This is a genomic window from Nostoc sp. CHAB 5836, from assembly GCF_020829445.1.
Lineage (GTDB): Bacteria > Cyanobacteriota > Cyanobacteriia > Cyanobacteriales > Nostocaceae > Nostoc.
In genome coordinates, this window is the sequence record NZ_JAIVFV010000062.1 from 14154 (window position 1) to 37800 (window position 23647).

Below are 23647 nucleotides of genomic sequence, written 5' to 3' on the forward strand. Positions count from 1 at the left end.
GTGAAAAATCGACTTTAATTCTGCTTCCCCCCTTTTTAAGGGGAGCCAGCGCGGTCTTGGGGTCTCCCCAAGTGGAGCGACTGGCGTGGGCTAGGGGGGATCTAAAAGTGTCTAAAGTCACAGTGAAATACTTTTAAAACATCTTCTTGGAGGATGTTTTAAAAGTCTAATTTATTACTCGCCGGGCGACTAGAAGTCGCGGCTACACAAACAAAACCTGCCTACGCAGGTTAAAAACCTTGATTTTGTATTAGTCCACGCAGGTGGACTTAGTTTGTGTAGTAGCGAATTATATTCGCCTAATACTTTTAAAACATCCTCTTAGAGAAGAACGCAAAGAAAGAGAACAAAGAAATGCTTAACCCAAGTGTATTTCCCTATAACAAACCTTGTTGTTTCAACTTAGCTAGCGCATCTTCAGCAGCAGCTTTTTCTGCATCTTTTTTGTTGCGTCCCTTACCTTCGCCGTAAATTTTTCCATCTACCAATACTTTGGCGATGAATTCTGGCGCATGAGAAGGGCCTCCTATTTGTTCTGTGAAATATTTGGGTGGATTTGGAGTAACGTTGCGTTGCACCCATTCTTGAAAGCGGTTTTTTGAGTCTACATTAGAACGAGATACAATTATATGCTTAGGATCTACAGAATCAAATAGTGGTTCTATAATTGCGCGAACTGCTTCAATATTGGAATCATTATCTAAATAGTAAGCACCAAGCACTGCTTCAAAGGTGCTACTGATCAAATTAGGATTTTGGTAGCCTCCATCTCGAATAGCACCTTTTCCTAACCGCATCCTAAAATCCAAACCTATCTGTTCAGCAAACTTTGCTAATTGCTTTTCATCTACTAGCGCCGAACGCCGTCGGGTTAATTCATCTTCTCCCATTTCTGCATGACGACCATAGAGATATTCGCCACTTAAAAAATTCAGCAAAGCATCACCAAGGAATTCTAGGCGTTCATTATGTTCGCCTTCTCCGGGGTTTTCGTGGACATAAGAACGGTGAGTAAGCGCACGGCGTAAAAGTTTTTCATCATGGAATATTAGAAGTTGGTGCATTTTTATCTTGTGTTTTATCGCAGAAATTGACTGTTGGGAAACCTTACAAGTGTGATTGTCATTAGACATGAAAAAACCGCAGGTTGCGGTTTTTGTAAAACCCAGTTTTTTTGAACTGGGTTTTTAAAAGCTCTCTTAAGCAGCTAGTTTGTCCAACTCAACTAAAAACAATTTCTGACCTTGCTTTTGAACTTTACCATCCTTGACAGCAGCATCAATAAACTGGCTAAAACTCTTAAATTTCTTGCCATCATCTGTAGAAATAGATGAGCATCCTTGATAGCTAGCACAACGTTGACGCATCAATCTATCAATGCGACCAAATACGGTAGGCTTACCTTGACTTAAGGCAGTGTTGATAGCTTCAGTTAGATACTCTATTGCCTCATTGTAATTAATCTGAGGCGCAAGAGCCGTGTTTTGAGGTTGAGTTTTATTGCTATTGTCAACTAGCTGAGGTAATTCATCTACAAAGTAGAAGTTATCATTACCAACTAATTTAATCAGCTTTGGACTGGTACTACCTCTTTGAGCAAAAATGATCACTTTTTTACCTAAAGCCTTTAAAATGCAAATTAAGCCAGCATAGTCCCTGTCTCCTAACATCAGGATAATTATATTAACAGAAGCATTAAAGGCGACCCAATTAATACAGTCATTTATCAATCTATAATCTGCACTATTCTTTGAATTATCAGGAACATCAACACCCTTCATCCCAAGAATTTCTAGCTCATTTTTGGTACAAACTTGGTTTATGTAGTGTGAATTATAGTAGACATTTTGACAGCTTATATGCCCCTTGGATTGGGCAAATTCTAGCAAAAAATGACCCTTTCCTTTGATTGAAGAGACGTTTTGAATATCGGCAAAAATACCGATAGAATTTTTCTGTTGGCTTGTTTGTTTTTTGGAAGATTGATTAGCGTGTGGCATTGTAATATGTCCAGAATTCGTTGGTGAACTGGACAGCTTAAACAAATTACACATCTAGCAGTAGCAGATCTTTATACGAGGAATTTGTACTCAAAAAGTACTACCCTGCGATAAAGCTTTTACGGTCGCTTTCGTTTGGTTCAAGTCTCAGCAGTAGAACTCCCAGTTTCCTAGCAAGTTTCGCGTCATACCTTCCCCTGAATATTCATCCAAACATCTTGTCATCCCATTGAAAGTCTAGTCAATCAGTTGACCTGACATTAGACTGAATATTCAGCCGAAGGAACAACACGAAGCTCGGCAGGAAACTAGGAATTCTGCTGCTGAGACAGCCACCAAAAACCTACGTTTTAGAGTGCGGTTGTTTGTTCTGTCTTATGTACAGAGTTACATAAATGACTCTGGATTGTCAATATACTTATTCATGAAGATTCGTTAAAGCACTCACTCATATCCATGAACTTTAAAAATGCTCTATGGGATTATTTAAAAAATATTTAAGCTAATAAATAATTTACGGTTTACTTTGCGCGATCGCACCATACAAAATACCTAAAATTTTCTTAATATCCTGAATATAATATTCACTCAAATCAATCGAAACTACATTAGCTTCAAGCTGAAGAAATTGCCAGATTGTACCGATAGTAACAGCACCATATATAGCTTTAATTTGATTTCCACCTCTGTCGTTAAATAACTGAGCAGCTACCATTTCAGCAATACATTGTGCTAAACCAGACCTCAAGTTCTCATTTTTACTTTCTACTAAGACAATCACCGGACTACGTACAAGTAACTGTTCCGAAGAAAGACTTAAAATAAAATCACAAAAGCCGTCTAATCCTCGCTGACTATCAACTGTGAAGTCAACTCCAGAAAACAAACTTATCTCATAATTAAATTTGCGTCTAATTTCTAATAAAATTGGACTGATTATCATTTCACTCCGAGCTTTATCCGAACTGATTGCCACTGCTAAATCAACATTTTCCTTAAGAATAGTAGATAATAAATCACTACATTCTTGTTCCTGTACATTTGCGAATAGTCCAGATGATTCGTGGATAACTAACCCAAAAGAATCAATAACTTCAATAAGTTTAAAATCACTGTAAGCCATAAAAATTAGTCCTTAGAAAAGCCCTGGCGACTGTAAGTCACGGCTACAGAGACAAAACCCACCTCCGTGGGTTAACAAATGTGTAGCAGCGAATTCCATTCGCCCAATACTTTACAAACATTTTTTTATAACTTTGGCGGAAAAACTCTAACTAAATCAAGAGATAAATCAGGGAAGCAGGGAAAATTTATTACCTGATTTGGTAAGATAATTCGCTTATTTAAATAACCATATTTACCTTGATTATCTTGATATGGCTCACTGTAAACTTCTAAATAATTATCGAATAAATTGAATATCCAATAATCAGTAATACCTGCTTTAGCGTAGAGAGGTATTTTCACATCTTGATCATAGCCCAAAGAAGAATCTGAAACCTCCATCACCAATAACACGTCAGCCGGTTTAGGGTGATCTGACAGATAATCATCAGCACGGTTTTGAACGATCGCAAAATCAGGTTCAGGTTCGCTGTTAGGTGGTAAAGTAATCGGGGCTTGAGATTGTAAAGTAGCCTTGTCTTTGAGAATTTTGGGGAGTTCCTTCCACAATTTTCTTAAACAAGTTTCATGGGCTGTACCTTTGGATGCCATTTCAATAATTTCCCCGTTGATTAATTGAATGTGGTTATCTTCATGGAAAAAACCCAATTCAATAAGCCTGTGGTATTCATCTAGTGTGAAGCGTTTAGCCTGAGCAATACTCATAACCTTACCTTTCTCTCATTGCCATAATATACTTATTCTAAATGTGTCAGAAATTGGTATGCTAAAGGCCGAGACTCGCCATAAAAGCAAACAATGCCTGCGCCTAGTATCAATCCCACGATCACAGCCTTTCCCTTGACAGCCGTAGTCGGTCAGGAAGCAATTAAATTAGCCCTGCTGTTAGCCGCAGTTGATCCTGGTTTGGGAGGAGTAGCGATCGCAGGTCGTCGCGGTACGGCAAAATCTGTAATGGCTCGTGCTATCCACGCTCTACTACCACCCATTGAAGTTGTCAAAGGTTCAATCAGCAATTGCGACCCCAATCACCCAGAAGAATGGGATGATCAACTTTTGGCGGAGTACGCAGACAAAGACATTCAAGATGTTCCCGTCGAAATTATCCCCGCGCCTTTTTTGCAAATTCCTCTAGGTATCACAGAAGACCGACTCCTCGGTTCGGTGGATGTGGAAAAGTCGGTAAAACAAGGTGATACGATCTTTCAGCCCGGATTACTCGCTACAGCAAATCGGGGTGTACTGTACGTAGATGAAATTAATTTATTAGATGACCAAATATCAAATCAGCTTTTAACAGTATTATCTGAGGGACGCAACCAAATAGAACGGGAAGGGATCAGTTTTCAGCATCCGTGTAAATCCTTATTTATTGCCACTTATAACCCCGAAGAAGGTGGATTACGGGAGCATTTGCTAGATAGAATTGCGATCGCACTCTCTGCTGACGGTGTACTCGGCTTAGATCAAAGAGTCGCAGCAGTTGAAGTTGCGATCGCTTATTCTAAATCTCCCCAAGACTTCCTCCAACAGTACAACGAAGATTTAGACTCACTCAAAACCCAAATCATCTTGGCACGGGAATGGTTGAAAGAAGTAACCATCACCCATGAACAAATTGCTTACTTAGTAGATGAAGCGATTCGGGGAGGAGTTCAGGGACATCGCGCCGAGTTATTTGCCACGCGGGTTGCTAAGGCGGCGGCAGCTTTGGAGGGACGAACAACAGTTAATGCTGAAGATTTGCGCCGTGCTGTGGAACTGGTGATTGTACCACGCGCCACAATTGTGCAGACACCACCACCAGATCAAGCACCACCGCCACCACCGCCACCACAACAGAATCAAGAAGAACCACCAGACGAATCAGAAGACGAAGAACAGGAAGAACAGGAAGAAAATCAAGAGCAAGAACCCCCTAGCATCCCGGAAGAATTCATTTTTGATCCAGAAGGGGTAATTCTTGATGACAACGTGCTTTACTTTACTCAAATGGCGAAGCGGCAAGGTAAATCTGGTAGTCGTAGTGTCATATTTTCTGATGACAGGGGACGCTACATTAAGCCAATGTTGCCCAAAGGGAAAGCGCGACGCATTGCAGTAGACGCTACATTAAGAGCAGCTGCTCCTTATCAAAAAGCACGAAGAGAAAGACACCCAGAAAGAAAAGTGATTGTCGAACAGGCTGATATTCGCTCAAAACGCCTGGTACGGAAAGCAGGGGCATTGGTGGTATTTGTGGTAGATGCTTCTGGCTCAATGGCCCTGAATCGAATGCAATCGGCTAAAGGTGCGGTGATGCAACTGTTGACAGAAGCTTATCAAAACCGCGACCAAATAGCATTAATTCCCTTCCGGGGAGAACAGGCAGAGGTATTATTGCCTCCAACACGTTCTATTGCATTGGCGCGTAACCGTTTGGAAAGGTTACCCTGTGGTGGAGGTTCGCCTTTAGCGCATGGTTTAACTCAAGCCGTCCGCGTCGGCTTAAATGCCCAGATGAGTGGAGATATTGGGCAAGTTGTCCTTGTAGCAATTACCGATGGACGAGGTAATATTCCCTTAGCACGTTCTTTAGGTGAACAGCTAGAACCAGGAGAAAAGCCAGATATCAAAGGAGAATTATTAGAAATTGCTGCCAGAATCCGAGCTTTGGGGATGCAACTATTAGTAATTGATACAGAAAGTAAATTTGTGTCTACGGGCTTTGCCAAGGAATTATCGCAAACAGCAGGCGGTAAATATTATCATTTGCCGAAAGCGACAGACCAAGCTATTGCTGCCATGACCAAAGGTGCGATCGCTGATTTAAAATCTCGTTGAGGATGAGGGGGATGAGGGGGATGAGGGGGTTAATGCTTAATTAGCCAAGGTGATGGTTTGTTAATTATATGTACTAGACCGCTGAGAACTTGGTTGTATGTACCATATAGTTCTCGACCTATTTCAATATTCGTGTAGTTGCACTTAACAGCAAACTCAATCCAGGTCTGAGTTTCTGCTGATTCTGCTTCACAGTCATTTAACTTAGCCACAAAAGCAGCTTGATATCTTCTTTTACGCCATCCCTCAGCAAAATTAGCACAAACTGAACGTGAGGAGCGACGAATCTGATCGGTTAACGAATAACGTTCCTCTAATGGAAACTTTTTTGATAGTTCAAAAATTATCATGGCTGAATCAAAAGCCATTTTATAAACTTCTAAATCCTTATGATCTTTAATAACTCTTATACTGTTCTCCCTCATCTCCCCCATCTCCCTCATCCCCCTCATCCCCCTCATCCCCCCCATCCCCCTCAAATGACTACGATCCAGTGGGCATTACCTGTGGTTGCAAATAACAAATCAAATCTTGAATTCCCTTTTGCAGATAGCGCGTTACTGTCATGGGACTAGTGCCAATATTTTTAGCGGCATCTTTGCGAGAAAGTTCCTTCAAAAATACCATTTCAACTGCCATGCGGGGCTTTTCTTCCAACATATTGATTGCGCCTTGAAGTTGTTGGCGTTCTTCTTCTTGTTGCAGAAGCACATGAGAACGAGGACAAGGAAGTGCTTCACCCAAGGTTATTTGGCAATCAACATAGTTAACTGCGGTTGCGTCTAAACTCAAAGGCATCCGGTTTTGAGCCGCTAACTTGGTTTCTTGCCATTCATGCACAGATACCCGAAGTTCCTTAGCAATTTCAGCATCCTTGGGCGGGCGACCTAAAGAGATTGACAAGTCCTTGCGAATCTTTTGTCCTTCATTGTACAATTCTTGCCAACGACGAGGAATTTTTAATAGAGTACTGCGATCGCGCAAAAAGTGTAGCATCTCACCGCGAATGTATGGCACTGCAAAGGAACTAAAAGCATATCCTTGGCTAGGGTCGAAGCGCTCAATTGCCCTAATTAAACCAAAATAACCGATTTGTTCTAAATCTTCATAAGGTTCATTACATTGATGGCTGAATTTATGAGCCATCTTCCGCACTAAGCCAGTATGTAACTGTACAAGTTTATTACGAAGTTTAATAGAAGGATTCTGGTGGTACAAGTGCAATAATTCTATACCATCAGTTCGTAAAGAGGACTCACTTGCTGCCATATACATTCCTTTGTTGTAACTCCTATTCCTCAGAAAATAGATCTGCGTATATTTTCTTTTAAGCTGTCATTATTTTCCTTAGTCAACCCGGAATAAGCTATGGTCGTTTCACTGAACTTATGAGGACTCCCACTCTGTAATTACGTATTTGTACGCATGATTTTTATAACCTCTCTGTTGCAGGTTATTTTTATTTTTTACAAAACTCTTCGATTGCCCATAATGTTTAGCTTTTGCATAAACCCACAGGACTAGTTAAATTAATCACAATCAAGCCTAAAGAATATGCTGTCAGTACTAAATATTTTGTGGAATCCTCAGAGACTGACGATTCTAATTTTTAATCCTGAGACATAGGAGTGAAAAACAATTGTTTTGACGTAGCACTGCTACGTTTCTACAAGGGTTCTGGGTAACGCATATTTAATTTCGCTAGATGTCTCTTGGCTGTTAACCGCAAAGATTGGTAAAAATAGGAATAGGCAGAACGTTTTCCTAAAAAACAGTTTTTCAATATGAGCAATACCAGTAATTTTCGTGAAGCTATCCGTGAGGCTAAATCTCATGCCCTCGTAGGGCCAAACGTGATTGCCAACGCCCTCCCCTACGTCGGTGGTGGATTGGTGCTAACAGCATTAGGAACCTACGGCGGTTTGGGAGTTATCCGCACTAACCCCGGAATATTCTTTCCCACCTTCATTGGTGCGGTAATTTTGGAGTTAATTTTGTTCTTTGTTGCCCAAAATGTTGCCCAAAAAGGTAACAAGGGTCTTGCACTACCACTGTTGGCAACCTACAGCCTCTTGTCTGGATATACTCTCAGTGGCTTGGTATTTGTCGCTTTGAGATCTCAAGGTGTTGGCATTCAAGGCATTGGGTTGGCTGCTCTTGGTTGTGGTGTTACTTTTATTCTCGCCCGTCAAATTGGTTCAAATCTTTCTGAACAAGATGGGATGGCTTTGACGAAAACCATCAATCTTGGTGTTATTGCCTTGGTGGTTGTGTGTTTAGCCCAATTTGGGTTTGCCATGTTTGGTGTTTACACGCCAAATTGGTTAGAAATCGCCATCTCTGGTTTGGGAGTGTTTCTGTTTGTTGGGGTTTCTGTTGTCGATTTCTACATCTTGCCCCGCACTTACAGCGATGATCAATATCTACCTGCTGCTTTGTCGATGTACCTCACTTACATCAACTTGTTTGTCTTTATCTTGCGGTTGCTAATTGCCATCAATGGCCGCGATTAGTTGTCTGTAAGTGGGAAATCTTAACAAATTATCAACCGTGGTCAAGCGTTAGCAGCCACGGTTTTTTGTGGGATGAGAAGCTAGAGCAATTTTTGTAACTTATACTACAATAGCCTTCGGTTAAGGCTAAAGCTGTTTGCCAAAGTCAATTTTTTTAACGTAGACGCTTCGGCTTGCCGCAGGCTACCGCAAACGCGAGTGCGTCTCCCCCTGGGAGAAGGACGCAAAGGACGCAAAGAGAAGGAAGAAATGCTTGACTGAACTGTATTGACTCTTATACTAAGTGGTGCAGAGAGAATTTGCCTAACTACAGCTAAAATTAATAAACATAGTAGAATAAAGAGCAATTTCCCAATCCCAATAGCTCTATCTCTCATTCAGCAAGCATTATGGATGTCCTAGAACTCAAACGCGAAATCGAAACGTTGTCTGGCCGCCTGGGTAAAACCCAGGACTATCTTTGACGTACCTGCACTGACAGCCAAAATTCAAGACCTCGAAAAAATATCAGCACAGCCAGAATTTTGGAATGACCAAACCCAAGCCCAACAAACACTGCAAGAACTCAACGACCTAAAAGCCCACCTCCAGCAATACGATCGCTGGCACACCAATCTCGAAGATACTAAGGCAGTTGTTGAATTGTTGGAGTTGGAAACTGATGAGGCGCTACTGCAAGAAGCAGAATCTACCATCACTAAACTGAATCGTGACCTAGATCAGTGGGAGTTACAACAGTTACTTTCTGGCCCCTATGATGCCGAAGGTGCTGTACTGACCATTAGTGCTGGTGCCGGTGGCACAGATGCTCAAGACTGGGCATTTATGCTGATGCGGATGTACACCCGTTGGGCTGAAGATCACGGCTATAAGGTAACTTTAGCTGAAGAGTCGGAGGGTGATGAAGCGGGAATTAAATCGGCAACCCTAGAAATTACTGGTCGCTATGCTTATGGTTATTTGCGATCTGAGATGGGTACACATCGCTTAGTGCGGATTTCACCTTTTAATGCCAACGGCAAACGACAAACCAGTTTTGCAGGGGTGGAAGTGATGCCGCAGATTGATAACTCTGTGCAATTGGATATTCCAGACAAGGATTTGGAAATCACCACAACTCGCTCTGGTGGGAAAGGTGGACAAAATGTCAACAAAGTAGAAACTGCGGTGCGGATTGTTCACCTTCCCACAGGTCTTGCCGTGCGTTGTACAGAAGAGCGATCGCAGCTGCAAAATAAAGAAAAAGCCCTAAATCGTCTCAAAGCAAAGCTGTTGGTCATCGCCAAGGAGCAACGTGCCCAAGAAATCGCCGAAATTCGTGGCGATATGGTGGAAGCCTCCTGGGGAAACCAAATCCGTAACTATGTGTTTCATCCTTACCAAATGGTGAAAGATTTGCGTACAAACACGGAAACAACGGCGATTGGCGACGTAATGGATGGTGAACTTGATACATTTATCCAAGCTTATTTGCGCCAAGAAAATAAACTAGTAGAAAATACTGGAGCATAATTGTGGATTATTTACAAGTGCTAAGTAATTATTTTTAATATTACTTAGCACTTGTTATTTATTTTTGGTGTTTTAGATTGGCGCCGCAGCTACACCCGTCGTAGACCTGACAATTTAGGTCATCTGGAAAACCTCTCTCTAAATCTCTCTCCTTTTAGGAGAGAGACTTTGAATTTCACCCTTAGAGCATCGGGAAGGGGGTTAGGGACTTCCAATAAATGAAACCAATTCGCAATTCGCAATTCGCAATTCGCAATTGAATCAAGCCACCCACAAGGGGTGGGGTTTCTACCTACCTTGGGATACAAGGACTGTTTCGCGCCACTTGCGGACGAGGTTTTAAACCTTCACTTTTTTCATATAAATTATTCAATCTTGTGGGGTGGGCGTCTCGCCCCCCCCCGTAGTCAAGGGCCCTGGTGTCGCCCACCCCATAAGAAGTAGTTGAGTATTTTTTAAATTGGAAGTCCCTTGGATTTTTGGTGGACTTTTCGACATAATCTGAATTGTCAGGTCGTAGACATCGCACAGCGCCCCACATCATTAGCGCTTTTTCAGATAAATACTTAGCAATATACAGGCGATCGCAATTCTATGGCAGACCAACTGTTACAGTTATAAAAGAGTCTGTAGAAAAATAACTATGAGCAACCCTCCTTCAACAGAAACTCAGCCTAGCTATGTAAAGCTTGCCATGCGAAATATGGTGCGCAAGGGTGGAACTTCCCTAAAGCATTTTGGGTTGACTGCCGTAGGGCTTTTAGCTCTCCTTGTTGGTCTTGCTTACCTAACTCACTAACGACAAACCGTAAACCTCAGACTAGGAGACTGTGTGCCCCTGAGAGTTGAACTATATGTAGAGGAGTATTTTTATGAGTTGTCCCCAACAACATCTCTAAAGATTGGCGACACTCAAGCCCGAATTACTCCTGAAACTTGGGAAAACTGGTTTAATAAGTGGTTGGAAATACTTTACCCTCAGATTCCGCCAGCGCCCAGTTATGAAATCGGTCTGCGTTTGACAGATGACTCGCAAATTCAAGAACTCAATGCTCAGTATCGTCAACAAGATAAGCCTACAGACGTTTTAGCCTTTGCTGCTTTGGAGGTGAATGTTCCTCAAAACGAAGAAATGCTGATCTCTGTACCATTATATCTAGGTGATATTATTGTTTCTGTAGATACAGCACAACGTCAAGCTCAACAACAAGAACACACTTTACCAACTGAGCTAGCTTGGTTAGCTGCTCACGGTTTATTGCACCTGTTGGGCTGGGATCATCCTGATGAACAAAGTTTGGGGCGAATGTTAGAACAGCAAGTGAGATTGCTGAATGCTATAGGTATTGCTGTTGACTTCCAATAGCAGTAGCTTGTGTATATCTTAATGTTAATTTTGGGTAATACTTTTATAATACTTCTGTTGAAAATTGCTTAAAGATTGCCTGAAAGTTAATTGCGCCATTAATATTGGCGAATATTCCCACTGTAGCAACTCTATTCTTTTGTTTTTAAGTCTATGTCCCAAAAAATTTCTCCATCACCAACACCCACCTCGTTTCAAACACTGGTGTCTGACGAACGGGAATTATCCTGGAAAGTGGCCTCTAATTTATTTATTAGTTTTAAATATGCCTGGGCTGGAATCAGCTATAGTTTTCAAACTCAACGTAATTTTCGCATTCACATAAGTGTTTGTGCAATGGCGATCGCTTTAAGCGTTTTTTTGCATCTGCAAGCAGTAGAAATAGCGGTGATTGGTATAACTAGTGGTTTAGTTTTGGCATTAGAGTTACTCAATACAGCGATCGAGTCACTGGTGGACTTAACTGTTAAGCAGACATACCATGAGTTGGCAAAAATTGCTAAAGATTGTGCAGCAGGTGCAGTGCTGATCTCTGCTTTGGTAGCAGTGCTGGTAGCTGGTATCTTATTGTTGCCCCCTCTGGTAAAGTTAATTATATCGGCTTTGTAGACGTGATTTGCGATCGCCAAGTCACTCCCTAAGAGGATCACACCTTGTTTGATCGCCTTTGGAGAACATATTGAAAATTTAAACAGTGCGATGTCTAGGACGGGCGTAGCTGCGGCGCTAAACATCCTGGGTAAAGAGTTACTTGGTAATCTTTGGGAAGTGGCTGGTCGTAAAGTAGCTGCTTTATATCTAAGTAAAGCGACGCAAATAGCATAAGATACTTGTCCATCCTTTTTGCAACTGATGAGTGGTAAAAACCAGGAGTGATGAGCTTTGATTATAGTTATCGACAATTACGACAGTTTTACATATAATTTGGTGCAGTATCTGGGAGAATTGGCACCACAGTTCCCAGTAGCAGATGATATTAAAGTTTTTCGTAACGACAAGATATCCATAGATGAGATTCGGGCATTAAAGCCAGAAGCCGTGGTTATTTCTCCTGGGCCTGGTCGCCCGGAAGATGCTGGCATTTCTTTAAAATTGATTGAACAGCTAGGACAAAATTTACCAATCTTGGGTGTCTGTTTGGGACATCAAAGCATTGGTCAAGTATTCGGTGCTAAAATAATTCCGGCTCCAGAGTTGATGCATGGCAAAACCTCTCAGGTGTCTCACAGTGGAGTGGGGGTTTTCCGAGGATTAGAAAATCCTTTAACCGCCACCAGATATCATAGTTTGGTAATCGAACGTGAGACTTGCCCAGATGTGTTAGAAATCACCGCTTGGGTTGAAGATAACACCATTATGGGAGTGCGACACCGGAACTATCCTCACATTCAGGGCGTCCAGTTTCATCCAGAGAGTGTCCTGACATCTTCAGGAAAACAGTTATTGCGAAATTTTCTCCAACAGTTACAGTCAAGAGCATAATTAATGAAACGACGACAGTTGATGGCCTATGCTGGGGCGGGGTTGGTAACAGCTTTGCTTACTACCTTGGGTTCTGAATCTCAAGCTGACGCACAATCTAGCGGTTTATCAGTTCAGTGGTTGGGTCATACTTGCTTTCTTTTTACTGGTGGCGGTGCGAAAATTCTGGTAAATCCGTTTCGGGCGGTCGGCTGTACTGCTGGGTATCGTCCACCGAAAGTTGCAGCAGATTTGGTACTAATTAGTAGCCAACTTCTGGATGAAGGTGCTGTGGACATACTACCGGGAAATGCAAAACTCATTTACGAACCCGGAGTTTACGAGTTCAAAGGCATTAAGTTCCAAGGAATTGCCATAGACCACGATCGCAAAGGTGGTAAGCAGTTTGGTTCAAATACTGCTTGGAGTTGGAAGCAAAGCGGAATTAATATTTTACACTTAGGGGGAGCTGCTGCACCCATTTCCATTGAGCAAAAAATCCTCATGGGGCGTCCCGATGTGCTATTTATTCCAGTGGGTGGTAGTGCAAAAGCCTACAATGCTCAGGAAGCAAAGCAGGCCGTTGAGGTATTAAATCCCAAGCTAGTAATTCCCACCCATTACCGGACACAAGCCGCCGATGCTGCTGCGTGCGACATTTTGCCACTCGACGATTTTCTAACGTTAATGCAAGGAATAACAGTGCGGCGTAGCAGCACAGATACTATTTCCATTAACCCTAAAGATTTGCCGGAAAATAGCGTAATTCAGGTTTTGAGTTACAAATTTTGATGAGCAATTGAATGAACCCTGTTTCTAGCTTTTAGAACGTATACCACTCTGGGGTAAGCTTATCTGGGTCGCTGATGGGAGTCTCAACAGCTGTCGTCTCATTGATAGTCCAAATGTTGTCTGCACCTGCTGTCTGATCACGCCAGTAGATGTCGGTCTTACCATCGCCGTTGAAGTCGCCGAGGGATGGTGTCAAGGCCGCGCTATTAGTTGGTAAGAAAGCTTCAGTAGCAACTGTCGTACCATTCATCAACCAAGCGGTGTTCGCGCCTGTGGTTCCATTGTGCCAGAAGATATCGGTTTTACCATCGCCGTTGAAATCACCAATTTTAGAAGTCCAGGCTGAGTCAAGTGTGCCCAAAGCACCTTCTGTGACTAAGATACCATTCATCGTCCAAACCTTGTTCTCACCTGTTTGAGCGTTTCTCCACAGCAGGTCAGTGCTTAAATCACCGTTGAAATCGCCAACGCTATAAGTCCAGGCTGCGTCTTGTGATTGGAGCGCAAATTCACTCTTTTGCGTACCATCCATAAACCAAACGTTGTTATCGCCTGTTGTCTGATTGCGCCAGAAAATGTCACTCTTGCCATTGCCGTCGAAATCAACAATGGTAGGAGTTAGTGCTGCGTCTGTAGGGTCTAGAACAGTTGCATTCAGAACGGTAGTACCATCCATCTGCCAAATAGCGTTCTCACCAGTTTGATTATTATGCCAGAAGATATCGGTTTTGCGATCGCCATTGAAATCGCCAATCTGAGGATTCCAGGCTCCGTCAACGCTAGTTAGAGAAGCCGCAGTACCAACTCTGGTACCATCCATCAACACAATGCTATTCTCGCCGGTTGTCTTATTGCGTAATAAGAAATCGGTTTTGCTATCATTGTTGAAATCGGCAATTTTGTAATCATAGGCGGTTAGGTCAAATTGACCCAAAGAACCCTGTTCAACAACTCTTGTCCCATCCATTAGGCGAACGATAATTTCACCAGTTTGGGTATTGACCCAAAGTTTATCCGTTTTGCCATCACCGTTAAAGTCAGGAACAATTGCCGCACTGGTTAAGTAAGGATTAGGATTGGGATTTGCTGACAATAGTGCAGATTGTTGCGGTTTAAAGGAGCTGCTGCTCCTAAAAGGTGAAAGAGAATTTAGAGTATTTGGATTATCTAGAGGAGATGCTAATGCTTGTATTTTTAGCGAAGTTTCTGTCCATTGCGCATTCAAAGGGTTTGAAGTAATTTCAGTTCCAGGCATGGTATGTTTTTATGATTGGCTGTAATATTTTTTTAACTGTTTTTGATATTCTCTTTCTGTAACCGAATAACATTTACTAGGTTTTCCAGATTTCTTCATAACTATTTTTTCTTTCTTAATGTCATTATTTGAAGATAAATATCATTGTTTTTAAACTGTTTCTATAAAAGTTTCAAGTTCTATACAAGCAACTTCAAAAAAAAATGTGTTTGATATATAGCAGTTCGATTTTATTGATGAACAAAATTAAGTAGGGTGCCTTTCGCGTAACGCACCCTACGTATCTTTTCAAAAATCAAGAGGTTTTCCAGATGACCTGAATTGTCAGAAACAAATATTGGTTAAAATAACATAACATTAACAACTATTAAGAGGCACGATCTGTGCATCCTCTAGTTGTGAGCAGCGTAAAATAACACAATACTTTCATAAATACATTAGCTATGCAAGCAGAATATCGGCAGCGTCGTGAGCAATTAATGGCAAAAATTGGTGATGGTACAGCCATTTTTCGCAGTGCGCCAATGGCAGTGATGCACAACGATGTCGAGTATGTTTATCGTCAAGACAGTGATTTTTTCTACCTGACAGGCTTGAACGAACCACAGGCCGTTGCCGTGTTAGCGCCACATCATTCAGAACATCGGTTTGTGCTATTTGTCCAACCGAAGGATCGGGAAAAGGAAGTATGGACTGGCTATCTTTGTGGAGTAGATGCAGCCAAGGAAATTTATGGTGCTGATGAAGCTTACCCGATTAGCGAGTTAGATGAAAAGTTACCGCAGTATTTGGAAAAAGCCAGCCGCATTTACTATCACTTAGGACGCGATCGCACTTTTAATGACCAAATCTTGGGACATTATCAAAGTTTACTGCGGACTTATCCGAAGCGCGGTACGGGGCCGATCGCCATTGAAGATACTGGCCCTGTCCTCAATAGCATGAGACTAATCAAAAGTGAAGCTGAGTTGGAATTGATGCGTCAAGCAGTCGCGATCGCCACTGAGGCACACAATTACGGTCAAAAAATCGCCGCACCCGGACGTTATGAGTATGAAATACAGGCGGAGATGGAACGCATCTTTCGAGTGCGGGGTGGGTTAGGGCCGGCTTATCCTTCCATTGTGGCTTCGGGTGTGAATGCTTGCGTACTGCACTATATTGAAAATAATCGTCAAATGCAGGATGGAGAATTACTGCTAATTGATGCCGGTTGTGCCTACGGTTATTACAACTCCGATATTACCCGGACATTTCCTGTGGGGGGTAAGTTCACGCCAGAACAAAAGATACTGTATGAAATTGTTTTGGAGGCGCAAAAACAAGCGATCGCTCAAGTGCAACCAGGTAATCCCTTCAAATTAGTTCATGATACAGCAGTGCGCGTCCTCACCGAAGGTTTAGTCGAGCTTGGCATTCTCAAAGGTGAAATTGATAAGTTAATTGAAGAAGAAAAATATAAGCCATATTATATGCATCGCACCAGTCATTGGTTAGGTTTGGATGTCCATGATGTCGGGGTTTACCAGCACGGAGAAGACAAACCACAGATTTTGCAACCAGGTCAAATTTTGACAGTGGAACCGGGACTATATATAGTGCCAGATACTAAATTAGCAGAAGACCAGCCAGAGACAGATCCTCGATGGGTTGGCATTGGCATTCGGATTGAGGATGATGTGTTAGTTACACCTGGCGGACATGAGGTATTAACTGCGGGGGTTCCCAAAGCAGTAGATGAAATAGAAAAGTCAACCTGACCAAGCCCCTTTGGCCCTAGAACAGGAATCAAATCAGATTCCGACATTTATAGTCGTAAAGCCTAAGTAGGTTGGCGCAATTAAAGTTAACTAGCTAAGGCTGTCATTTGTCATTTGTCATTTGTCATTTGTCATTTGTCATTTGTCATTTGTCATTTGTCATTTGTCATTTGTCATTTGTCATTTGTCATTTGTCATTAGTAAGGGTTTTAAGCTTATTTACGTTTCGTAACATACTTGAATTTTTTCGCACCAACGTACTTACTTATGAGTTATAAGTTATGATTTATGAGTTTTATTTCTAACTCCCAACTCCTAACTCCTAACTCCTAACTTTTTACCCATACTACTCGTGAATCTACGCCGCTTGATTCCAATTTTTGATAGTTCAGTCTCCAACTGGGCATTAGAAGCGCGGTTGTTGCGCTGGTTAACGTTGATTTGGCTGTTTGTCGGCTTGATTATGCTATTTTCAGCATCCTATCCTGTGGCTGATGGCCGCCATAATGATGGGTTGTACTACTTTAAGCGTCAACTGCTTTGGGTCTTTGTTTCCTTAATCGGATTCAATATTATTGTTAATTTACCCTTGCAGAAAATTTTGGGACTATCCCATTGGTTTTTGTTGCTGTTTTTGGCGTTAATTTTTGTCACACTGATCCCAGGATTAGGAAAAAAGGCTTTTGATGCAGCGCGTTGGATTGCGATCGGGCCAATTCCGATTCAACCTTCAGAATTAATTAAACCCTTTTTGGTGCTGCAAAGTGCGCGGCTTTTTGGTCAGTGGGAACGAATCAGTTGGCGGATTCGCTTGGCTTGGTTGGGTATTTTCGGTCTGGTACTTCTAGGAATTCTTGCTCAACCTAACTTGAGTACAACAGCACTTTGCGGTATGACTATTTGGCTAATTGCTTTAGCAGGTGGTTTACCTTACAAGTACCTGGGAGGGACAGCAATTGGTGGAGTAATGTTAGCAGTACTCAGTATTAGTATCAAAGAGTACCAGCGTAAGCGGGTGATGTCATTCATGAATCCTTGGGCGGATGCTACAGGAGATGGCTACCAGTTGGTGCAAAGTCTACTAGCTGTGGGTTCTGGTAGAACTTGGGGGTCTGGATTTGGGCTTTCTCAACAAAAGCTGTTTTATTTACCAATTCAGGATACTGATTTTATTTTTGCGGTGTTCGCTGAAGAATTTGGCTTTGTTGGCAGTATGGTGTTGTTAGCACTTTTAGCTACATTCGCTACTCTGGGATTAATTGTGGCGCTGAAGGCTAAAAATACAGTACATCGATTGGTAGCGATCGGTGTGACGATTTTGATGGTAGGACAATCATTGCTCCACATTGGTGTTGCTACAGGTTCTCTACCGACTACGGGTTTACCTTTGCCTATGTTTAGTTATGGTGGTAATTCCATGATTGCTAGCTTAATAGGTGCTGGGTTGCTGATTCGGGTAGCACGCGAAAGTAGTGAAGCTGAGGTAGTACCGTTGCGAAAACCCCTGGTTGAAAATGGACGCAGACGCAGAGCTTTTTATAAAAATAGGAATTGAGCTAGTGGTCTGTCTCGTTCAATTTGGGGGATAAGAGAACGAACCGCAAAGCACGCAAAGAAGGAAAGAAGAGAAATGGAAATTTGATTTATCTATCAGAATTAATGCGATAAATCACTAGACATCTTTTGGCGATCGCGAATGAAGTTAGAGAGCATTTGCGGCAATTTGAAAGCTAAAGTCTACTTCAGTAGACTAAAAATTTTTCCGATTATTTAGTCATCTTTTAGATGACTTGAGCTATCAGCAAGGAACTTCAGTTCCTTGCGGGACTTTCACGCTTAGTTAAAATCGCTGACCAATACCCAGATGTACTTTGCTTTCTCCCTGGTCATTAATGCCATAGTCAGCCCGAATTAAGCCTAGTGGTGAATTTAATCGCACTCCCGCCCCATAACCAAAACCATAACCTGGTTTATCCCGCACACCTGCCGGATTTCCTAATACAGTATCACCAGAGCCTAAATCTGAGGCAAAATCGGCGAACAATACACCGCCGACTATTGGTAAGACGGGAAAACGATATTCTGCGGAAGCTAACACATAACTGCGCCCACTGCTAACATCTCCAGAATCGTAACCGCGTACTGAGTTGGAACCACCCAAGTTAAAGCTTTCGTAAGGCGGTAAATTCCCAATGACGGTACCAGCTTGCAGATTCACTGCAAATACTTGTGGCTGTTTGGTGTTAAATAACTGGACTGGTAAATATTGGCTGTAGTTGGCTTTGAGGCGATTGAGGGAAATATTACCTTGACCAATAGGTACAGATTGTTCTGTACTCAGACTCAAAACGGAACCTTGAGTTGGATTGATGGAGTTATCTCGTTGGTCTTTGGTGGCGGCGAAGGATACGGTCGTTAAGTCATCAATACCGGTTCCACTGGCAGATAAGGGGTTGCCTTGAGCGTCAGTTGGGGTAATATTACCTTGGCGATCGCGAATACTAGTTCGGGTATAGTTTAATCCTAATGAGGTATTCCAGTTGTCAATTGGTCGCTGTAAGCTGACACCACCGCCAATTTGACCTTCTCGCACTTTGTCGCCATTAGCTAGCTTAATTTTGTCATCAAAGGTTTCTGAAAGTTCCTGACGACGAAAACCATTTACAGTGTAGCCCAAGCGATCGGGGTTAGTTGTCCGATAGGGACTGGTAAATTTGCTATTAAATTGCAAGTCTCGGCTACTTACACCAAGATTCACGCCGAAAGTGTCATTAATACCGCCGACATTCTGATCTTGATAGCTGATTGTACCTGTTAATCCTTGATCGGCATTATAACTACCACCCAAGTTAACACCACGTGCCCCAGTTTCTTTGAGTCGGTAGACTAAATCAAGGTTTGTTGCATCTCCTTCTAAAGCCACATTCACACTCTCAAATAAACCGGTACGATATAGCTGTTGTATATCTTGCTTGATGACATTTTCTTGGAAGATTTGACCAGGTTTCAACTTGAGTTGCTGTTGCAAAAAATCTGGTTTAGTGCGTCCTCCGACGGTTTTACCCTCATCGTTGACAAAGCGAAACTTGATATCACCCACCAACCCTTCAGCCACATTCACAGTCAGAATTCCTTGAGGATTGGGTTTAATTGATAGCACCCGCCCTAAGTTATAACCGTTATCGGTGTACCACTTGTTAATTTGTGCTACTGCTTGCTGGAGTCCAGCCGGACTAATGGTGGTTTCCATCTGAGATTGTAAACGTTGTTGGGCGACTTGATAAGTAAGTACTTTCGCACCAGATAATTGCAGCGATCGCACAATCACTGGTTGCACTTGGTATACTACATTTAACCCAGCAGGTGTATTACGGCTATTCACACGGACATTGCTAAATAAACCTGTGTTCAAAATTGCAGCTACATCTTTTTGTAGCTGGCTTTGACTGGTTTCTCCACCCGCCTGGGTTTTAATGACCTTACGAATGATTTGCTGCAATTCTTGATTGGCTCCCACTAACCGTACATCTGTAGCTGTGAGTACTAAATCGATGTCCGTAGCAGGGGTTTTGGGAGATAAAGGAGAAAAGGAGGGAGTTGGAGGAAGTGTTACGGGAGAATTACCCTTGTCTGCTGACTTTAAGACTACTGGGGAATTTTTGTTTACACCTGTTTGCACAGGAACAAGATTTTGGGAAAATTGTTGTGCAACTATAGTTTCTGGGGAAGCAATTGTCTCTACCCGTGCGGGAGTGTCTTCAATTATCGGCACTACCAAGTTACCAGCTTTTGCTGGTGGAGTAACGGTTTTGGCGGGTGCAGCCGTTGCTTGCTGAGTGACATTTCCAGCCGCTAAAGTAGCTAAAGTAAAAATTGCAGTAGCAGAAACTCGCATAATATTTAACCTAATTAACGTACTTACTTATCCAAAATTGATGTTAGTTGTAAGCCGATACGGTTCACAAAAGGGCTGAAACTCTTTTTTTACGAACCACAGAGGCGCAGAGAACACAGAGAGAAGAGAGAAGGAGGAAATGCTTAACTGAACTGTATTGAGTTGTAAGGGAGTAAAGAAATGGGGATAATACTAACTTCGAGCTTTTTCGCCGATTTACCTATTTATACTTCTTACCTAAACAGACAGTTAATTTTGATATTTTGTTTCTTATGAGTAATGTATCTCGATTATCTCTAGCTTCTAACTCCCAAACTGTAACTTCTCCTTTGCGGTTACTTGTATTAAGTAATGGTCATGGGGAAGATGTCATTGCAGTTCGGATTTTGCAAGAACTTCAACGACAACCAAATCCACCAGAGATATTTGCTTTACCTCTGGTGGGTGAAGGACGTGCTTATCAAGAGTTGGATATCGCCGTTATCGGTTCAGTGCGCACTATGCCTTCTGGCGGCTTTATTTATATGGATAATCGCCAATTGGTGCGGGATGTACGCGGTGGTTTATTGCAACTTACCCTCAGCCAAATTAAAGCTGTCCGTCGTTGGGTGAGTTCCCAAAAAAAATTAGGTAATAAAAGAGCAATTTTAGCTGTGGGAGATATTGTCCCATTGTTATTTGCAACTTTTAGTGGTGCTAATTATGCTTTTGTCGGTACGGCGAAATCTGAATATTATGTCCGCGATGAAGGTGGATTATTACCACGGAAATCCAAGAATGCGCGTTGGGAAAACTTTTCTGGTTCAGTTTACCATCCTTGGGAACGTTGGTTAATGAGTCGTCGCCGTTGTAAGGCGGTGTTCCCCAGAGATGCGTTGACGACGGAAACATTAAAACAATGGCCAATTCCAGCTTTTAATTTGGGTAATCCCATGATGGATGGTCTAGAACCGACCTTTTCACGCCAACAATTTTTTAGTCAGGATAGCAAACAGCAAGAGACAGTTCGACCTTTTGTAGTAACTCTTCTTCCTGGTTCCCGTCCGCCAGAGGCATATAATAACTGGGAAACAATCATGATTGCCGTATCTGCATTGGTGGCAAGTTTCCAGGAGCGGGATTCGGTGTTTTACACTTCTGGCACTGTGCTGTTTTTAGGTGCGATCGCACCAGGTTTAGACTCTAATATTTTATCCCAAAGTGTGCAATCCCAAGGCTGGCGCACTGAATCAGTATCTCCTATCCAAATTACTGATCCAAATATATTGACATTTAAACAAAGAAATGCATATCTATTACTGACACAACAAGCCTATAATGATTGCTTGCATTTAGGAGATTTAGCGATCGCAATGGCAGGTACAGCCACAGAACAGTTTATCGGTTTAGGGAAACCTGCGATCGCAATTCCCGGCAATGGCCCTCAATATAACCCCACCTTTGCTGAAGCTCAAAGTCGTCATTTAGGCTCATCATTGATTTTAGTCAAGCAGCCAGCAGAAGTAGCGAAGGTGGTACAGTCTCTATTCAAAGATCCTGATATTTTGCAAATTATCGCCGAAAATGGTCTACGACGCATGGGTAAACCAGGAGCCGCACTACGCATTGCAGAATGTATACAGGAACGATTTTGAACGGGAATTGGTAATTGGGCATTAAGCATTAATTATTTCTCCCTCATCCCCCTCATCCCCCTCATCCCCCTCATCCCCCTCATCCCCCTCATCCCCCTCATCCCCAGTCCCTCACGCCACCAACCCAGAACGCAAAGCCCTCACAGCAGCTTGGGTACGGTCATCGGCACACAGTTTATTTAGAATATTGCGAACATGGGTTTTTACAGTACCAACTGTAATGTAGAGTTTCTCAGCAATTTGCCCATTGCTACACCCAGCTACAATCAATTCTAAGATTTCCAACTCCCGTTGAGTCAGGGGGTATGTTTCCAAAACTTGCTCGTATTCTGACGCCAGCGCCTCAATTTTTACAGTCTTCGGCTTGTCAGAACCTTGGCTTTCTCCAGGAATACCTTGGCGCATCTTTCGCAATACCACGTTGGCAATTGCCGGATCAATCCAAGAGTTCCCGCCGTGAGTTGCTTGAATCGCCTCCGTTAATTTACTGATACTTGTTTCTTTCATGTAATAAGAATCAGCACCCGCCGCAAAAGCTGCAAGCACAGCATCCTCTGTATGATCCATTGTCAGGATGAGAATTTTCGTATTTGATTGCCCTGTTTCAGCCTGGTAGCGTTTGAATTTCCGGGTAAGTTCGATGCCATCCATGTCAGGTAAGCCGATATCTACAACAGCTACATCCGGCTTTGCTGTTTCTAAAAGTTTTAATCCTTGAGTAGCATTTGCTGCTTCGCCAACTACTTTTAATGCACTGTGAGACTGTAATGCCGCTCGTAGCCCCATTCGCGTTAAGTCATGATCTTCAATTAAAATAATACTAATTTCATTCATCGCTACACTCACTCTCTCGCTGTTTGCATCTTTCAAAATATTACCTTTTGTAACTACAATCTCTTAATTTTCCCAAACTAAAGATAGATGATATTTTAACCAGTCTGCATCCACCGATAGAAATAATAAATATCCGATATTTTTATATTTAGATAGAGGACAAATCTAGCTGGAGATATATGGATACTTGCACAACAAGTATGAAATATTGAGACGAATGCCAAATTGCTGCTTACTGCTATGGAATTCGGCTTTGAGTTGCCACGTTCAATTGGTTAATTAGTATTATTTTGTATAAAACTTTAAAACAAGCTGATGAAAATGGACAAATTACAAAAGTCAAAGTTGCTTTACCAGATGATTAGACTTCTTACATAAATCAAAAAAAAGAACCCCACCTCGCCTTTTACTTAGGTCAAAGTCTCCCCTCCCCGCTGTTCGGGAGGGGCAGGAAGTCCGCGATCGCTAGGAAAATGCTCACACAGGTCTTGCGATCGCTAAGAAAATTGTCGAAATTCTAAGAGGTAGGATGACTTCAAATTCATAAATAGGTATGAGAAAACTTTAAATAAAATATAGTCTAACATAGTCAGATATAGTCCAAAATCCCGTCTGATGAAATTGTCTGATTCTGCTAAAACTTTGGGGATTTGCTACCTGAGGGCTTGGCGACATTA

The 23647-nt window shown here is 42.2% G+C and carries 21 protein-coding genes; 12 read left to right on the top strand and 9 right to left on the bottom strand.

The genetic code is table 11. The features are described from left to right. Window positions 1-377 precede the first annotated feature (377 nt). The 4 genes from rnc to LC605_RS14555 all read right to left on the bottom strand — a co-directional run bounded on the left by rnc (window position 378) and on the right by LC605_RS14555 (window position 3830). On the bottom strand, window positions 378-1064 hold the full coding sequence (gene rnc, locus LC605_RS14540) for a ribonuclease III (protein WP_229548252.1): 687 nt from the start codon (window positions 1062-1064) through the stop codon (window positions 378-380). Window positions 1065-1199: 135 nt separating this feature from the next. Next, entirely contained in the window at window positions 1200-2000 is an 801-nt protein-coding gene (locus LC605_RS14545) for an NYN domain-containing protein (RefSeq protein ID WP_229548235.1), read from the bottom strand. Between the two features lie 514 nt (window positions 2001-2514). Then, window positions 2515-3123, bottom strand: coding sequence for a hypothetical protein (locus LC605_RS14550; protein WP_229548236.1), 609 nt, complete (start codon window positions 3121-3123; stop codon window positions 2515-2517). Window positions 3124-3248: 125 nt separating this feature from the next. Beyond that, on the bottom strand, window positions 3249-3830 hold the full coding sequence (locus tag LC605_RS14555; protein WP_229548237.1) for a Uma2 family endonuclease: 582 nt from the start codon (window positions 3828-3830) through the stop codon (window positions 3249-3251). 93 nt (window positions 3831-3923) lie between these two features. Between LC605_RS14555 and bchD the strand changes: the two genes are divergently transcribed. Further along, window positions 3924-5948 (top strand): magnesium chelatase ATPase subunit D, encoded by a 2025-nt coding sequence (bchD, locus tag LC605_RS14560; protein WP_229548238.1) that lies wholly within the window; start codon window positions 3924-3926, stop codon window positions 5946-5948. A gap of 29 nt (window positions 5949-5977) precedes the next feature. Here the strand turns inward: bchD and LC605_RS14565 are convergent, their stop codons facing one another. Then, window positions 5978-6373, bottom strand: coding sequence for a four helix bundle protein (locus LC605_RS14565; RefSeq protein ID WP_229548239.1), 396 nt, complete (start codon window positions 6371-6373; stop codon window positions 5978-5980). A gap of 58 nt (window positions 6374-6431) precedes the next feature. Continuing rightward, entirely contained in the window at window positions 6432-7217 is a 786-nt protein-coding gene (locus LC605_RS14570; RefSeq protein WP_229548240.1) for an RNA polymerase sigma factor SigF, read from the bottom strand. 515 nt (window positions 7218-7732) lie between these two features. On the opposite strand from LC605_RS14570, the gene LC605_RS14575 reads away from it, so the two are divergent. The 8 genes from LC605_RS14575 (at window position 7733) to LC605_RS14605 (ending at window position 13592) form a co-directional block, all read left to right on the top strand. Then, entirely contained in the window at window positions 7733-8461 is a 729-nt protein-coding gene (locus tag LC605_RS14575) for a Bax inhibitor-1 family protein (protein ID WP_229548241.1), read from the top strand. A 389-nt stretch (window positions 8462-8850) separates the two neighbouring features. Then, a protein-coding gene (gene prfB / locus LC605_RS14580; RefSeq protein WP_229548242.1) for a peptide chain release factor 2 occupies window positions 8851-9973 on the top strand; the annotation gives its coding sequence in 2 pieces (ribosomal slippage) (window positions 8851-8922 and window positions 8924-9973; 1122 coding nt in all). Window positions 9974-10616: 643 nt separating this feature from the next. Beyond that, complete coding sequence (locus LC605_RS14585) at window positions 10617-10772, top strand: DUF3285 domain-containing protein (RefSeq protein ID WP_229548243.1); 156 nt, start codon at window positions 10617-10619, stop codon at window positions 10770-10772. A 39-nt stretch (window positions 10773-10811) separates the two neighbouring features. Further along, window positions 10812-11339, top strand: a complete 528-nt coding sequence (ybeY, locus tag LC605_RS14590; RefSeq protein ID WP_229548253.1) for an rRNA maturation RNase YbeY — start codon at window positions 10812-10814, stop codon at window positions 11337-11339. A 153-nt stretch (window positions 11340-11492) separates the two neighbouring features. Then, window positions 11493-11948 carry a diacylglycerol kinase family protein gene (locus LC605_RS14595; RefSeq protein WP_229548244.1) on the top strand — a complete coding sequence of 152 codons (456 nt, stop codon included), beginning with the start codon at window positions 11493-11495 and terminating at the stop codon, window positions 11946-11948. Between the two features lie 90 nt (window positions 11949-12038). Then, the gene (locus LC605_RS32955; protein WP_267868537.1) at window positions 12039-12164 is read left to right on the top strand and encodes a hypothetical protein; all 126 of its coding nucleotides are present in this window, start codon (window positions 12039-12041) and stop codon (window positions 12162-12164) included. A 57-nt stretch (window positions 12165-12221) separates the two neighbouring features. Then, window positions 12222-12821 (top strand): aminodeoxychorismate/anthranilate synthase component II, encoded by a 600-nt coding sequence (locus tag LC605_RS14600; protein WP_229548245.1) that lies wholly within the window; start codon window positions 12222-12224, stop codon window positions 12819-12821. A 3-nt stretch (window positions 12822-12824) separates the two neighbouring features. Then, window positions 12825-13592 carry an MBL fold metallo-hydrolase gene (locus tag LC605_RS14605; RefSeq protein ID WP_229548246.1) on the top strand — a complete coding sequence of 256 codons (768 nt, stop codon included), beginning with the start codon at window positions 12825-12827 and terminating at the stop codon, window positions 13590-13592. 31 nt (window positions 13593-13623) lie between these two features. On the opposite strand, the gene LC605_RS14610 is transcribed toward LC605_RS14605, so the two are convergent. Then, the gene (locus tag LC605_RS14610; protein ID WP_229548247.1) at window positions 13624-14847 is read right to left on the bottom strand and encodes a VCBS repeat-containing protein; all 1224 of its coding nucleotides are present in this window, start codon (window positions 14845-14847) and stop codon (window positions 13624-13626) included. A gap of 443 nt (window positions 14848-15290) precedes the next feature. Here LC605_RS14610 and LC605_RS14615 point away from each other — a divergent pair, with 443 nt between their 5' ends. Then, window positions 15291-16607, top strand: coding sequence for an aminopeptidase P N-terminal domain-containing protein (locus tag LC605_RS14615; protein WP_229548248.1), 1317 nt, complete (start codon window positions 15291-15293; stop codon window positions 16605-16607). Window positions 16608-16959: 352 nt separating this feature from the next. Next, window positions 16960-18162, top strand: coding sequence for an FtsW/RodA/SpoVE family cell cycle protein (locus LC605_RS14620; protein ID WP_229548249.1), 1203 nt, complete (start codon window positions 16960-16962; stop codon window positions 18160-18162). Between the two features lie 285 nt (window positions 18163-18447). Here the strand turns inward: LC605_RS14620 and LC605_RS14625 are convergent, their stop codons facing one another. Continuing rightward, entirely contained in the window at window positions 18448-20502 is a 2055-nt protein-coding gene (locus LC605_RS14625; protein ID WP_229548250.1) for an outer membrane protein assembly factor, read from the bottom strand. A 272-nt stretch (window positions 20503-20774) separates the two neighbouring features. Between LC605_RS14625 and LC605_RS14630 the strand changes: the two genes are divergently transcribed. Continuing rightward, complete coding sequence (locus LC605_RS14630) at window positions 20775-22136, top strand: lipid-A-disaccharide synthase-related protein (protein WP_229548251.1); 1362 nt, start codon at window positions 20775-20777, stop codon at window positions 22134-22136. Window positions 22137-22247: 111 nt separating this feature from the next. Here the strand turns inward: LC605_RS14630 and LC605_RS14635 are convergent, their stop codons facing one another. Beyond that, window positions 22248-22970, bottom strand: coding sequence for a response regulator transcription factor (locus LC605_RS14635; protein WP_229548254.1), 723 nt, complete (start codon window positions 22968-22970; stop codon window positions 22248-22250). Window positions 22971-23647 lie beyond the last annotated feature (677 nt).

Bases quoted from the DNA above. Each gene is read 5' to 3' on its own strand.
- rnc (WP_229548252.1), bottom strand. From the start codon at position 1,064: ATGCACCAACTTCTAATATTCCATGATGAAAAACTTTTACGCCGTGCG.
- LC605_RS14545 (WP_229548235.1), bottom strand. From the start codon at position 2,000: ATGCCACACGCTAATCAATCTTCCAAAAAACAAACAAGCCAACAGAAA.
- LC605_RS14550 (WP_229548236.1), bottom strand. From the start codon at position 3,123: ATGGCTTACAGTGATTTTAAACTTATTGAAGTTATTGATTCTTTTGGG.
- LC605_RS14555 (WP_229548237.1), bottom strand. From the start codon at position 3,830: ATGAGTATTGCTCAGGCTAAACGCTTCACACTAGATGAATACCACAGG.
- bchD (WP_229548238.1), top strand. From the start codon at position 3,924: ATGCCTGCGCCTAGTATCAATCCCACGATCACAGCCTTTCCCTTGACA.
- LC605_RS14565 (WP_229548239.1), bottom strand. From the start codon at position 6,373: ATGAGGGAGAACAGTATAAGAGTTATTAAAGATCATAAGGATTTAGAA.
- LC605_RS14570 (WP_229548240.1), bottom strand. From the start codon at position 7,217: ATGGCAGCAAGTGAGTCCTCTTTACGAACTGATGGTATAGAATTATTG.
- LC605_RS14575 (WP_229548241.1), top strand. From the start codon at position 7,733: ATGAGCAATACCAGTAATTTTCGTGAAGCTATCCGTGAGGCTAAATCT.
- LC605_RS14585 (WP_229548243.1), top strand. From the start codon at position 10,617: ATGAGCAACCCTCCTTCAACAGAAACTCAGCCTAGCTATGTAAAGCTT.
- LC605_RS14595 (WP_229548244.1), top strand. From the start codon at position 11,493: ATGTCCCAAAAAATTTCTCCATCACCAACACCCACCTCGTTTCAAACA.
- LC605_RS32955 (WP_267868537.1), top strand. From the start codon at position 12,039: ATGTCTAGGACGGGCGTAGCTGCGGCGCTAAACATCCTGGGTAAAGAG.
- LC605_RS14605 (WP_229548246.1), top strand. From the start codon at position 12,825: ATGAAACGACGACAGTTGATGGCCTATGCTGGGGCGGGGTTGGTAACA.
- LC605_RS14610 (WP_229548247.1), bottom strand. From the start codon at position 14,847: ATGCCTGGAACTGAAATTACTTCAAACCCTTTGAATGCGCAATGGACA.
- LC605_RS14615 (WP_229548248.1), top strand. From the start codon at position 15,291: ATGCAAGCAGAATATCGGCAGCGTCGTGAGCAATTAATGGCAAAAATT.
- LC605_RS14625 (WP_229548250.1), bottom strand. From the start codon at position 20,502: ATGCGAGTTTCTGCTACTGCAATTTTTACTTTAGCTACTTTAGCGGCT.
- LC605_RS14630 (WP_229548251.1), top strand. From the start codon at position 20,775: ATGAGTAATGTATCTCGATTATCTCTAGCTTCTAACTCCCAAACTGTA.
- LC605_RS14635 (WP_229548254.1), bottom strand. From the start codon at position 22,970: ATGAATGAAATTAGTATTATTTTAATTGAAGATCATGACTTAACGCGA.